The organism is Aquamicrobium defluvii, from assembly GCF_004363725.1.
GTDB classification, from domain to species: Bacteria; Pseudomonadota; Alphaproteobacteria; order Rhizobiales; family Rhizobiaceae; genus Mesorhizobium; species Mesorhizobium defluvii.
This window is the reverse complement of the sequence record NZ_SNZF01000052.1, coordinates 1-11,441: the sequence shown is the minus strand read 5'-3', so window position 1 is coordinate 11,441 and position 11,441 is coordinate 1. Positions and strand designations below refer to the sequence as shown.

The window sequence follows — 11,441 nt, the reverse complement described above, 5'->3', positions numbered from 1 at the left end:
GTAGCGCCAGACCCTTCCGCCGCAATGAACTGGCTTAAGAACAGACAGCCCGACAAGTGGCGCGACAAATCCGAGATCGACCACAAGTCGAGCGATGGCACCATGACGCCGAAATATCAGGTGGAATTCGTTGACACAGTTCGACCTGCGAAGGGTTAAGTTCCCGGAGGTTTTCCGGCCTCTGACCCGCCCGGCCCGTTATAAGGGGGCTTGGGGCGGGCGCGGGTCTGGTAAAAGCCATTTCTTCGGCGGGTTCCTTGTCCTTGAAACACTGCGTCGTCAAATCCGCGCGGTCTGCCTTCGTGAAGTGCAAAACTCGATCAAGGACTCGGTGAAGCAGCTCATCGAGGATAAGATCAGGGAATATGGGCTGGAAGCCGATTTCGACATCACGGATAATGAAATCCGTGGTCCGAACGATAGCCTGTACGTTTTCCGGGGTTTGAAGAACCACACAGCCGCCAGCATCAAATCGCTTGAAGGCTTCAACGTGGCATGGGTCGAGGAAGCCCAGACTGTCACGCAAAAATCGCTGGACCTTCTGATCCCGACTATCCGCGCCGATGGCTCGGAACTCTGGTTTTCGTGGAACCCTGACCAGCCGACCGACCCCGTTGACGTTCTGATGCGCGTGAATGCGCCTGCCGACGCGGTTGTCGTCAGAGCGAACTACACGGACAATCCGTGGTTCCCGGCTGCTCTCGAAGAAGACATGCGCCGTGATCGGCAATCTGATCCGGGCAAATATGCGCATGTGTGGCTGGGTGAATACCAGTCTCAGGCCGACAAGCAGTTCATATCGTGGGATTTGGTCAAGCAGGCACAGGAACGCCAATTCAGGCGCGAAGGAAAGCCAGTGCTTTTCGGGCTGGATGTGGCCAGGTTTGGCGATGATCGCAGCGTTCTGGCTATCCGCAACGGCGATACGCTTGTCGATCTGATGAAGTGGGAGCGCCTTGATACCCAGCAGTTGTCGGGCATGGTGACCGAGGTTGCCAATTCCCGACGACCGGATGCTATATTTGTGGATGGTGTGGGTGTTGGCGGCGGTGTCGTGGACAGACTGCGCGCCCTCAATCTCCATGTGATCGAGGTCAATGGCGGGGCAAAGGCCGGGAATGATGCCCGCTATGTCAACAAGCGCGCCGAGATGTGGGGCCGCATGAAGGAATGGCTGGCTGGACGTGGCGTGATCTCGCCCCACGACATCGAGCTTGCGGCGGAGCTGACCGGCCCGTTCTATTCATTTGATGCTTCCAACCGCATTCTCCTGGAGAAGAAAGAGGACATGAAGAAGCGCGGGCTTCGATCGCCTGATCTGGCTGATGCACTTTCCATGACCTTCGCGCAGCCGATAGCGGCCCCAGACATTTCGAGCGCGATGTGGGAGCCGCAGTTTGTCGAGCCCGACGCCCCGGTTTTGGATTGGTAGTCATGCAGAAGCAGATTCAAGCCGGCACGCCTTATGTGCTCACCTATCGCGAAGATTGCTATTCGGAAGCCCGCGAGGCGCTGAAGTGGCGGTGGCTGGAGGGGCGTCACAACTGCCAATTCGTCGGGAAAACTCGTGAAACGGTCGATGGTATCGTGTGGTGCCGTGCAACAGCTGCATGAAACCAGAAATTCGCCCCGGCGTCCTTAGAGACATCTGTTTCGTTGCATCGAACCTGAGAGACGAAGACAAGCGAGAGGTTTTCGCCTCGGCACGGCTGCAATCCGGCACGGAAGCAGGCGCAATATCATTCCTGTCCTCGCCTGGCTGGTGCTGGACGGCGTGGCTTGATGGCCAACCGGTTGCGGCTTTCGGCGTTGGGCTGGGCAATCCCGTTCACCAGCCACATATCCGGCACGCATGGGCGTTCGGCACAAGCCGGTTCAAGCGCGCAGCCCCTGCGATCACAAGGTTCTGTGTTGAAAACTGGCCCAAGCGCCTGATTGCCGAGGGCGTGACGCGTGTCGAGATCAGATCGATTGCCGATCATGACATTGCTCATCGCTGGCTCTCCGGCCTTCGGGCTCATCGAGAATGCGAGATGCCGAACTACGGCGCGGGTGGTGAGACCTTCACGCTGTGGAGCTGGCGCGCCGAAGACTGGAAGGATTGATCATGTGTTTTCCTAAAACTCCGAAGGTTCCTGACCCGCCGCCTGTTCCTGACGCGAACGCGGAAGAAGCCCGCGCGCGCCGTGCAAACGAGATGATTGCCGCCGAACAGCAAAGGGGCAGGGCGGCCACCATCCTGAACACGCCACTCGGTGACCCGAACTATGGCGAAGACGTGCGCAGGACGCGGCTAGGCGGCATCTGATGGGCATTGCCGATGACCTGATCAGGATGCAGCAGCAGCTTGCCTCCCAGCGCTGGGGTTGGGAGGAAGCATGGCGCGACTGCGTTGATCTCTGCATGCCTTATGCGAGCCATGTGTTCGACTTCGGCGGAGCTGTGAATACGCAGCAGTCGATGATGGGCATGTACCAGCAGCCCAAGGCCGTGCAGCGCAGCCGCGAGATGTTCGACGCGACGGCCGCATGGGCATCTGATCGCCTTGTCGCCGGCATGGAGAGCCTGACGACGCCGCGCGCCCAGAAGTGGCATTCCTTCGCGCTGGATGATCCATTTGCGCCCGATCCATCCGATCTGGAAGAGGAATGGCTTGATCGACTCCGCGATTACCATTTCGGCGCTCGATACGACGCCAAGAGCAATTTCGCGCTGGCCAACCAGAAGGCCATCCGCATGGCCTGTGTTCTCGGAACGGGCGTTCTCTATCTGGAGGAAAACATTGGTCGGCAGGGCGTCGATCCGGTCAAGGTGCCGTTCTTCTATCGATCTATCCCGGTCGTAGACTGCTATCTGGGCATCAACGCCTATGACGATGTGGACAAGGTTCTGCGCGTCTCCACGATGACCGCGCGGGCCGCGACTGCCTATTTCTCGGCAGAGGGTGACAGCCTGCCGGATACGGTCAAGCGCTGCATGGAGACTGACCCGGACAAGGAATTCACCTTTCTTCATGCTGTCATGCCGCGTGAGGAAGCCGGTGAGTATCGCGAAAAGCGCCGCCACCAGCCGATTGCATCGTTCTGGATCGAGATGAGTTCGCGCCATGTGGTGCGCTCGTCCGGCTTCTTCACCATGCCCTATTCGGTGATGTGGTGGGACCAGACGGACGGCTCGCCCTATGGCCAATCTCCGGTCATGGCGGTGCTGTCAGAAATCAAGATGCTTCAGGTCATGGGCAAGACCGTGGCGCAGGTCTCGCAGCAGATGATCAAGCCGCCCATGGCAACCATGCCGGGTGTGTACAATCAGCGGCTCAATCTCAATTCTGGCGCTATCAACCCCGGATACATCGATGATCAGGGCCGGATGAAAGCCCAGCCGATCATTCAGGCTCAAAACCCGACATTCGCTGAGAGGTTGATGGAAACAAAGCGCATGGCGGTGCGCGAGAGCCTGTACGTCAATCTGTTTCAGATACTTGTCGACAATCCGCAGATGACCGCCACCGAGGCGCTTATCCGGGCGAATGAGAAGGGCGAAATGCTTGGGCCGGCAGGTGCCAAGATAGAAAGTGGCCTGTCGAACCTCATTGACCGCGAGGTGGATATCGTCGGGCGCAAGGGTGCCTTTGAGAGTGGGTCGCCTCTTGAGCCCCCTGCCTCCATGGATGGCAAGAACATCGGCGTGAAGTTCACCGGGCCGCTCGCCAACATGCGCCGTATGCGTGAATTGCAGGGCATGCAGAGCGTCATGGAAGTGGCCGGCATGCTGGCGCAGTACAGTCAGGACCCGAGCATCGTTCTGGATCGCATCGACACCGATGAGACGCTGGAATTGACACGTGAAATCCGCGGTGCGCCTCGCAAGATGTTCCGTACCGACGACGAACTGGCAGCCATTCGCCAGCAGAAGGCGCAGCAGCAGGAACAAATGGCAGCCCTTCAGATGGCGCAGGGCATGGCTCAGACGGCCAAGGACGCCACCCCTGCACTTCAGGCTATGGCTCAGGCTAGCGGGATGGCTGCATGAAGTGGCGTAACCTCGCCAAGCAGCGCCACATTGCCCCGATACAGACCGAACAGCAGTTGGTCGCGGCCTACAAGTCCGTTTTCGGGCGCAAGGGCGAGGACGTAGAGATCGTCCTGGCTGATCTTGCAGCGCATACAGGGTTCTATCTGGTCGAGCCACCGGGCACCGACCTGTCGCAATATCAGGCTGGCTACAGCGCCGGTCAGAGAGCCGCCTTCGGGCGGCTTTTTCATTTCCTCTCCTTGTCTGACGAACAGATGAGGGCCTTGGAGGAAGCCGCTCGGGCAGAAGCCGAGCAAATCTAGGGAAACATCACATGACAGAGCAGGCGAATGGGCCTGCGGTTGTGGACGCGAACGCGCCCGCACCGCAGACAACCGCGACCGACTCGACCGTCCTTACCGATCAAGGGTCGAACGGTGCGGACGCGAACTGGGTGGCAGGCCTTCAGATTGAAGATAACCGCGCCCTGGTCGAAGCGAAGCAGTGGAAATCACCTGACGATGCGATCCGCTCGTATCGTGAGCTGGAACACCACGCAAGCAAGGCCCTGAAACTGCCGGGCGAAAATGCCACGGCGGAGGATTGGGACAAGTTCTACTCGAAATTGGGGCGACCTGAATCACCGGACAAGTACGAGCTGAAGCTCAACACGGAAGCGGTGCCGCAGGATTTCCCATATGACGAGACGAGTGCGATTGAGTTCCGCAAATGGGCGCATGAGGCCGGCCTTACACCGGCGCAGGCGCAGTCCCTTCATGACAAGTTCGTTGGGTATCAGGCCAGCGGCTTCACGGCGTCCCGAGAGGCGTTTGCGAAAGCTGAAGGCGATGCACACCGGGCGATTGTCCGTGAATGGGGCGATCCTGACACTTCTGGCTATCGCCAGAACGTCGAGTATCTCAGTCGGGCCGTTGCCCAGCTTGGCATCAAGGAGAGCCTTGTCAAAGGCGGTCTCGTCTCTGGTGACGGGTCTGTTCTGGATAGCAAGCTCGCCTTTGCCTTGGCCAAGGTAGGCAAGGAACTCTACGGCGAGGATTCTGTCGCCACGAATGCCAATGGCGTTCTGAAAAACCCGTTCTCCGACGAGCATGAAAACCTGACAGAGCAGGGCAGGCTGGTTCGCGATGACCCGAAGAAAGCTGCCGCTCTCATGCGTGCGGCGGGCAAAAACCCCGCCTCGTACGGCCTGAAGTAGCGACAGCGGCCATTCGGAAAGGACAAAGCAATGGCTACTACCCGTCTCACGGACGTTATCGTCCCCGAGGTCTTCTTTCAGTACATCATCAAGCGTACGAAAGAGACCTCCGCAATCCTGAACTCCGGCATTCTCCGTGCCGACGCCAATCTTTCGAGCTTCCTGAGTGGCGGCGGTCGTACGGCCAACGTCCCGTTCTGGAAGGACCTGACCGACAACGGCTCCAACATCGGTTCGGATGATCCCGCCGAACTCTCCGTGCCGGACAAGATCACTGCCGGTAAGGACATCGCGGCCCGTCAGGTCCGAACCAAGTCGTGGTCGTCCATGCGCCTGTCCGGTGTTCTGGCTGGCGACGATCCCATGAAGGCCATCGGCAATCTTGTCGGTGACTGGTGGGCTCGGAACCTTCAGGACATTCTGGTCTCCACGCTGCACGGTGTTTACACTGACAACGTGGCGGCGAATGCCGGCGACATGGTGAACAACATCAGCGTCACTTCGGGCTCTCCCTCGTCCGTAAACCTCATCTCTGCCGAAGCCATTCTGGACACGAAGCAGACCATGGGCGATGCGGCGGAAGACCTCAACACGCTGATCATGCATTCGGCCATCTACACGCGGCTCCAGAAGCAGAACCTCATCGACTTCATCCCCGACGCCAGGGGCGAGGTTAGGTTCCCGACCTATCTCGGCTATCGTGTGGTTGTCTCCGACCGCGTGAAGGTCATCAACAATGGCAGCGGCAATCCTTCGGGGTATGTCACCTATCTGCTTGGCAATGACGCGATTGCATTCAACGAGCAGCCGATGACCACCAGCCCGAATGTCGAGGTCGAGCGCAAGCCCGATCAGGGTAACGGCGTGGGCGGCGATATCCTCTACACCCGTCGCCAGTTCGTGATGCATCCCTACGGCATCGCATGGCAGGACTCGTCGGTTGCCAAGGAGTTCCCAACAAATCTGGAACTGGAAGCTGCCGCCAACTGGTCCAGGGTTTATCCAGAACGTAAGCAAATCCCAATTTCCTTCCTAATAACTAACGGATGACGAATAGCTGTTGCTATTAATCATCTATTAAACTAGTGTGAGGCCTTCGACATTGGAGGCCTCACATGGGTGGCAAATCAATTTTCCCAGGCGAACGTTTTTCGCGGCTGACTACTATAGAAAGACAAGACAAGGCTTCGCCTTCCGGAAGAAGCCGCTCTCGCTGGTTGTGCCAGTGCGATTGCGGGAATCTTGTTGTGGTTGAGAGTGGAAACCTAAGGTCTGGGAATAGCCGTCAATGCGGGGCGTGTGCAAATCTCACTCGCTCAGAGGCCAAGAAATCCCATGGCCACGCTCGGCAAAGAAAGCCGACGAAGGCATATTACACTTGGCTTGCGATGCGCAGGCGTTGCTGCAATCAGAATGACAAGTCCTACGAGAGATATGGCGGCAGAGGGATTTCGGTTGATCCCCGCTGGGATACATTCGAGCGCTTTCTGGCCGATATGGGTGAGCCACCTTCGCCAGATCACCAGATCGAGCGCAAGGACAATGACGGCCCTTATTCGCCTGAGAATTGCATTTGGGCCACGCGCCAACGTCAGGCGAACAACAAGAGTAACAATCGGCTTCTGGAAGTGGGCGGTGTCTACAAGACGCTCGCCCAATGGTGCCGTGACTACGGCATTGACCGTGACCGGGTTCGGGCAAGGCTTGATAAGGGCTGGTCTCTACAGGACGCGCTTGAGCGTCCATTGCGCTACATGAGCCAGAAGTTCGACTACGAAACGCCTGACGGAACGTTCTTGTCGCTGCGAATGGCAGCGGAGCATCACGGAATGTCTGTCAGTGGGGCAAACACCAGATTTAACTCGTCGGCGTTTCCCTGTTGGCGACGAATACCAAGAGCGTAAGCGCCATAAACTTCAACCAAGGCGGTCCTTCGGGGCCGCTTTTTCATTGAAAGGTCTGACCATGACCATGTGGTATGACGATAACAATCGGCGCGGCGTCCTGTCGGAAGAAGGCTTCCAGCAGGCTATCGATAACGCTGTGGCCGTTCTTCTTTTCCTTGCGGCTGAAGGCGCGTCCACTGTGAGCGCCGTTGCCGCAGGCGTTCCGGGCATGACCGAGCGGCGCGCAAAGATCATGCTCGACCGGCTGGTTGAGGCTGGCGGCGCTACTGAAAGTGGCGGCTCCTATACCGGCGTTCTTGTAGAGGCGGGAGGCTGATCCAATGGACGACCTCCGAGCGCAGGCCGAAGAACTCGGCATCTCAATAGACAAACGCTGGTCCGCCGACACGCTTCAGAAGAAGATCGATGAAGCATTGGGTGCGCCGGTTGCGACAGAAGAAGCACAGCCTCCCGAGCCCGACCGCCCCAAGACCCTTGCCGAACTCAACGCGGAACAGCGCGAGATCGACAAGGCCATCGGCGGCTACGACCGGATCGACCGCCGCGCTCGTAGAACCCAGAAAATCCTGCGGGCACAGGTGAAGTGATGCCCCGCTACAGCCCGCCTCTTGCCTGGTGGTATCTGAAGAAGCAGCGGCAGCGCCGCGAAGCTGAACAGGAGCCGCCGCCCGAGCCGGAGCCCGAACCGGATGAGGGCGGCGAATGACCACCGAAACCGATATCTGTAACCTTGCGCTGGATATCCTCAAGGAGGCCCCTATTACCTCCATTGAGGACCAGCGCCCGGTCGCGATGTGGTGCAAGCGCAATTTCGCCGTGTCGCGGGATAGCCTGCTTTCGCGTGCCGACTGGAATTTTGCGCTCAGGCGTGCGGAAATCCCGGCAGATAGCGATGCTCCTGCGTTCGGCTGGTCGAAGTCCTTCACGCTCCCATCCGGCTGCCTGCGCGTGATCCCGTTGACCGTCTGTGGACGCTACGAGGGCACGCCGATCCTGCATGAGGTTGAGAACGGCAAGGTGCTGACCAACTACGGCGGCCCGCTCAAGGTCCGCTACGTGGCGCGTGCCGAGGATTACAACCGCTATCCTCCGATCTTCATCGAAGCTCTGGCCGGCTATATGGCGATGAAATGCGCCCACTGGCTGACCGGGAAGCAGGGCTATCAGCAGATCGCGCAGGGGCTTTTTTCCGAGGCCATGCGCAATGCCTGGCTGGTAGATGCCATCGAAGGCACCAGTCCGCGCGCGGCTGATTCCGAATGGATTGACCAGCGCTGATGGCCTACTATTCGCTCCAAGCCGATTTCTCGAAAGGCCAGATCAGCCCGCTTCTTGGAGCGCGCGCCGATGTGGACTTCTGGCGGCAGTCGCTTTTCGAATGTGTCAACTTTCAGGTTCTCACCCATGGAGGGCTTCGTCGTCGTTCGGGCACGCGCTTCATTGCTGAGGTGGCGAACTCAACGGCCCTAGCTCGTATCTTTCCATTCAAGTTCTCAGAAGCGCAGTCCTACGTCTTGTCCTTCAATGGCGGTAAGATCAGGTTCCTTGCCCAGCGTGGCGTTGTCGGAGCGCCCTACGAGATCAATCATCCTTACGCCGATGACAGTCTGGACCGCATTTCCTATGCGCAGTTCAATGACGTGGCCTATCTGGCGCACAAGGCATATGCTCCCCAGAAGCTTTCGCGCCTTGGCGATACCAACTGGACGCTGGCAGATGTAGTTTTCAACAATGGGCCGTATCTTACAGCTAATACCACTGGAACCTCCTTGACTCCGGCGGGGCGCGGTTCGGCTGTTCCTATCATGACAAGCAATACCGCTCCGAGCGGCACTGTCGCCGCCAAAGATGGGGCGGCATCCGCATTTCGAGCGTTCGACGGGTCAACAACACCGTATGAAGTAACAAACCCGACAGGATGGATTTCTTACACTTTCGATGGAGGCGCATCCCGTGTTGTCGATGCGTACTGGATGCGCTCCGAGAGCAGTGCAACGCAGGTAATTCGAACGCCTACCGCCTGGAAGTTCGAGGGGTATGACGGGACGAACTGGATCGTACTTGATAGTCGGACGGGTGAAAGCGGATGGGCGGCGGGCGAGGTGCGCTATTTCGAGTTCCAGAACACCACAGCCTATCAGGCATATCGCATTATCTGGACGGCGACAGGCGATACCAACAACGGCTATAGCTCGATTGGCGAACTTGGCCTGCACGAGAGAGCAGAAAACCAGACACCGTTCAACCTCGTGGCTTCATCGACCACGGGCATCAATGACGGCGCGGGGTTCCTAGCTTCTGACGTGGGCAGGACGATAGCGCTTTTGGGATCAGATGGCCGCTGGCGTTGGGCGCGAATTGTTTCCCGCGTCTCTGCTACGACAGTCACCATACGCCTGTACGGCCACGCGTTGCCTGATACCACGTTGATTGTTCAGTGGAAGCTCGGGGCCTTCTCAGCCGATAGCGGTTTCCCTGCCTGCGTGACGCTTTTCAACGAGCGGATCATGTGGGCTCGTACTGATGACGAACCGGTGACAGTCTTCGGATCGAAGCAGGGGAATTTCGAGGAATACGGATCAGGCGACCCGCCCGTAGATACTGACGGGATAAAAATCACGCTCCTGTCCTCGAACATGAACGAAATTGTCTGGCTGTCGGGCGAAGAAGACCTTGTAACCGGCTCTGCCGGTCAGATCAGGACGGTTGGACCAGCCGACATTACGAAGTCGTTTTCGGCTACGAACGTCACGCAGCGCAAGGGGCCAACCTCCGGGGCAGATCACTTGCAACCACTGTCCATCGGCGGAGTAACGCTCTATGCCGGGGCAGGAGCAACGAAAATCCGTGAACTCGTCATGGGCGAGCAAAACCGCTATGTCGCCCCTGAGCTATCACTGCTTGGCGAACAGTTCTTCAAGAGTGGCATTGTCGATTGGGCCTTTGCCGAGCGCCCTGATCCGACGATCTATTGCGTCATGGGGAATGGCGAACTGATTGGCGTGACGTATGACCGGGAACAGCGTGTGGTCGGTTTTGCCCGCCATGCCATCGCAAAGGGATTTGTCGAAAGCGTTGCGGTCGTTCCGTCGCCCATGCAGGGGTATGAAGACGTACATCTGGTCGTTCGACGCACGATCAACGGTCAGACAAAGCGCTATATCGAGGTGCTGGAACGGCCCTTCGATGGCGATATAGACACGGTTCACGATGCTTTTCATGTCGATTGCGGCCTGAGCTATGACGGTGTGGCGATCACGACAGTCACGGGTCTCGATCATCTGGAAGGCGAGGAAGTATCTGTGCTGGCCGATGGCGGCGTGGTTGACGGTCTGGTCGTATCCGGGGGATCGATCACGCTTCCATATGCGGCTTCCAAGATCAGTGTCGGCCTTCGCTACAAGTCGCGGGGTGTCACGCTCCCCATCGCCGGCCCGCAGCAGGACGGCACGCTGTTTGGTCGCAAGAGGACCGCTCAAGGCGTAGGCATCGACGTGTTGAACTCTGGCGCGGTGATGATGGGCGCACACGGCAGCGAGAACTGGACGCCCCCGCTCTACGAACAGATCTACAAAACTGGCGACACGCTGTTTGGCAACGCCGTGCAGCTTCAAAGCGGCGTCGTTCCCTGCCAGGTCGACGGATCGTGGATCGAAGGCGACGGGAAAATCGTGTTCGAAACTGACCAGCCTTTGCCACTCCTGATCCGGTCCCTGATCCTTCAGGTCGAAGGCGAACCCTAACCTTCAGGTGAAAGCATGTGCTTACCCCTTATCGGGGCGGTAGTGTCGGCTGTCGGCACTATTGCCAGCGCACAGGCGCAGGCATCATCGTACAAGATGCAGGCTGCATACGCCGACCGTCAGGCACAGATGAGCCAGCAGAAGGGCGCATATGATGCAGCCCAGCTTGCGCGCCAGAACACTCGCCAGCTTGCCGGCATGCGTGCTGACTACCTCAACAGCGGCATTGCGCTGGAAGGCTCTGCCCTCGACGTAATTACGGATAGCGCCACGCAGGCGAGCCTGGATGAGCAGTCCATCAAGTACGGCGCACAGGTACAGAGTGACAACTACCGCTTTCAGGCGTCTCTTGCCCGCAGCAATGCCCGTAGCGCCACGACTGGTGGGTACCTCGGGGCATTGGCCACCGGCATCAACGCATTCAGCAGCATGAGCCAGATGAACCAGCAGCGCACGATGATCAGCAGTAAACGCGATTTTTGGGTCACCTATGAATCGGGGGAGCGCTTAGGCAGGTTGTGTCCACAAGCAACGTAATGGACACAACGCGATGGATGATGT

Annotated in this window: 13 protein-coding genes; all 13 read left to right on the top strand. The window is 58.5% G+C overall.

Annotated features, from left to right (window positions below; translation table 11 throughout):
* Positions 1–130 precede the first annotated feature (130 nt).
* The 13 genes from DES43_RS21430 to DES43_RS21375 all read left to right on the top strand — a co-directional run bounded on the left by DES43_RS21430 (position 131) and on the right by DES43_RS21375 (position 11,417).
* The gene (locus DES43_RS21430; protein ID WP_166647804.1) at positions 131–1,432 is read left to right on the top strand and encodes a PBSX family phage terminase large subunit; all 1,302 of its coding nucleotides are present in this window, start codon (positions 131–133) and stop codon (positions 1,430–1,432) included.
* Between the two features lie 2 nt (positions 1,433–1,434).
* On the top strand, positions 1,435–1,614 hold the full coding sequence (locus tag DES43_RS21425) for a hypothetical protein (RefSeq protein WP_133676272.1): 180 nt from the start codon (positions 1,435–1,437) through the stop codon (positions 1,612–1,614).
* Positions 1,611–2,105: a hypothetical protein gene (locus tag DES43_RS21420; protein ID WP_133676270.1), complete on the top strand. Its 495-nt coding sequence runs from the start codon at positions 1,611–1,613 to the stop codon at positions 2,103–2,105. The genes DES43_RS21425 and DES43_RS21420 overlap by 4 nt, the downstream gene beginning before the upstream one ends.
* 2 nt (positions 2,106–2,107) lie before the next feature.
* The gene (locus DES43_RS22545; RefSeq protein WP_166647803.1) at positions 2,108–2,308 is read left to right on the top strand and encodes a hypothetical protein; all 201 of its coding nucleotides are present in this window, start codon (positions 2,108–2,110) and stop codon (positions 2,306–2,308) included.
* The gene (locus DES43_RS21415; protein WP_133676268.1) at positions 2,308–4,032 is read left to right on the top strand and encodes a portal protein; all 1,725 of its coding nucleotides are present in this window, start codon (positions 2,308–2,310) and stop codon (positions 4,030–4,032) included. The genes DES43_RS22545 and DES43_RS21415 overlap by 1 nt, the downstream gene beginning before the upstream one ends.
* Positions 4,029–4,337, top strand: coding sequence for a Bbp19 family protein (locus DES43_RS21410; protein ID WP_133676266.1), 309 nt, complete (start codon positions 4,029–4,031; stop codon positions 4,335–4,337). The genes DES43_RS21415 and DES43_RS21410 overlap by 4 nt, the downstream gene beginning before the upstream one ends.
* Before the next feature lie 11 nt (positions 4,338–4,348).
* The gene (locus tag DES43_RS21405; protein ID WP_133676264.1) at positions 4,349–5,230 is read left to right on the top strand and encodes a hypothetical protein; all 882 of its coding nucleotides are present in this window, start codon (positions 4,349–4,351) and stop codon (positions 5,228–5,230) included.
* 30 nt (positions 5,231–5,260) lie between these two features.
* Positions 5,261–6,280: a major capsid protein gene (locus DES43_RS21400; RefSeq protein ID WP_133676262.1), complete on the top strand. Its 1,020-nt coding sequence runs from the start codon at positions 5,261–5,263 to the stop codon at positions 6,278–6,280.
* Positions 6,281–7,195: 915 nt separating this feature from the next.
* Entirely contained in the window at positions 7,196–7,453 is a 258-nt protein-coding gene (locus DES43_RS21395; RefSeq protein WP_133676260.1) for a hypothetical protein, read from the top strand.
* A 4-nt stretch (positions 7,454–7,457) separates the two neighbouring features.
* Positions 7,458–7,724: a hypothetical protein gene (locus DES43_RS21390; RefSeq protein ID WP_133676258.1), complete on the top strand. Its 267-nt coding sequence runs from the start codon at positions 7,458–7,460 to the stop codon at positions 7,722–7,724.
* Positions 7,725–7,839: 115 nt separating this feature from the next.
* Positions 7,840–8,415, top strand: a complete 576-nt coding sequence (locus DES43_RS21385) for a phage connector family protein (protein ID WP_133676256.1) — start codon at positions 7,840–7,842, stop codon at positions 8,413–8,415.
* On the top strand, positions 8,415–10,880 hold the full coding sequence (locus DES43_RS21380; RefSeq protein WP_133676254.1) for a phage tail protein: 2,466 nt from the start codon (positions 8,415–8,417) through the stop codon (positions 10,878–10,880). Before DES43_RS21385 ends, DES43_RS21380 begins: the two co-directional genes overlap by 1 nt.
* Before the next feature lie 15 nt (positions 10,881–10,895).
* Entirely contained in the window at positions 10,896–11,417 is a 522-nt protein-coding gene (locus tag DES43_RS21375) for a hypothetical protein (protein ID WP_166647802.1), read from the top strand.
* Positions 11,418–11,441: the final 24 nt, after the last annotated feature.

Coding starts and splice junctions, on each gene's coding strand:
- DES43_RS21410 (WP_133676266.1), top strand. CDS start 4,029: ATGAAGTGGCGTAACCTCGCCAAGCAGCGCCACATTGCCCCGATACAG.
- DES43_RS21415 (WP_133676268.1), top strand. CDS start 2,308: ATGGGCATTGCCGATGACCTGATCAGGATGCAGCAGCAGCTTGCCTCC.
- DES43_RS21420 (WP_133676270.1), top strand. CDS start 1,611: ATGAAACCAGAAATTCGCCCCGGCGTCCTTAGAGACATCTGTTTCGTT.
- DES43_RS21425 (WP_133676272.1), top strand. CDS start 1,435: ATGCAGAAGCAGATTCAAGCCGGCACGCCTTATGTGCTCACCTATCGC.
- DES43_RS21395 (WP_133676260.1), top strand. CDS start 7,196: ATGACCATGTGGTATGACGATAACAATCGGCGCGGCGTCCTGTCGGAA.
- DES43_RS21385 (WP_133676256.1), top strand. CDS start 7,840: ATGACCACCGAAACCGATATCTGTAACCTTGCGCTGGATATCCTCAAG.
- DES43_RS21405 (WP_133676264.1), top strand. CDS start 4,349: ATGACAGAGCAGGCGAATGGGCCTGCGGTTGTGGACGCGAACGCGCCC.
- DES43_RS21375 (WP_166647802.1), top strand. CDS start 10,896: ATGTGCTTACCCCTTATCGGGGCGGTAGTGTCGGCTGTCGGCACTATT.
- DES43_RS21400 (WP_133676262.1), top strand. CDS start 5,261: ATGGCTACTACCCGTCTCACGGACGTTATCGTCCCCGAGGTCTTCTTT.
- DES43_RS21390 (WP_133676258.1), top strand. CDS start 7,458: ATGGACGACCTCCGAGCGCAGGCCGAAGAACTCGGCATCTCAATAGAC.
- DES43_RS21380 (WP_133676254.1), top strand. CDS start 8,415: ATGGCCTACTATTCGCTCCAAGCCGATTTCTCGAAAGGCCAGATCAGC.
- DES43_RS22545 (WP_166647803.1), top strand. CDS start 2,108: ATGTGTTTTCCTAAAACTCCGAAGGTTCCTGACCCGCCGCCTGTTCCT.